Source organism: Massilia mucilaginosa (genome assembly GCF_011682145.1).
GTDB lineage: Bacteria > Pseudomonadota > Gammaproteobacteria > Burkholderiales > Burkholderiaceae_D > Telluria_A > Telluria_A mucilaginosa.
The window spans coordinates 1-453 of record NZ_WHJH01000213.1; the positions used below are offsets into that span (position 1 = coordinate 1).

General features: G+C 53.0%; 2 pseudogenes. Both read right to left on the reverse strand.

The features are described 5' to 3' along the window. Positions 1-106: 106 nt before the first annotated feature. Positions 107-250: pseudogene (locus F2P45_RS34540) on the reverse strand (sigma factor-like helix-turn-helix DNA-binding protein); the annotation flags it as partial. A gap of 9 nt (positions 251-259) precedes the next feature. Next, positions 260-453, reverse strand: a pseudogene (locus F2P45_RS34545) (IS66 family transposase); the annotation flags it as partial.

Consider the following 453-nt stretch of genomic DNA (forward strand, 5'->3'; position numbering starts at 1 on the left):
CTGCTCTGAGGTAGAATTCATGTCGGGCAAGGTGGCGTTTTTGTTGATAGCTGTGTTTCTAGATAACTCACATTTTATCAATCACTTACGGCATTCTTGCCCTTTTTTATGCAAAATTCAGGCTAGATGAGTCAAGCAAGGGACTTATTTGTTCAACAATTTCCTCCCTCGCTCGAAAAATCCTGCTTCGTACGGTCCCAACGGAGCACTGCATGATAATTGAGATTTCCTCGTAGCTGAGCCCTTCAAGCGTAGCCGTTCACACCCCGAGCGGAATCTTTGGCAGCGCCGGCACCGTCAGACCGTTTCTGGCTGCGGCAATGACACTGGCAATGAAGGTCCAAGAGGAGGCCGAACGTTTTCTGCACGTCTCGATGACGCTGGCCAGGAGCGCGAACGCGCGCGTGCCGGCTTCGCTGCGGGTACCCATGCTGATACGGCGCGCGATCACCC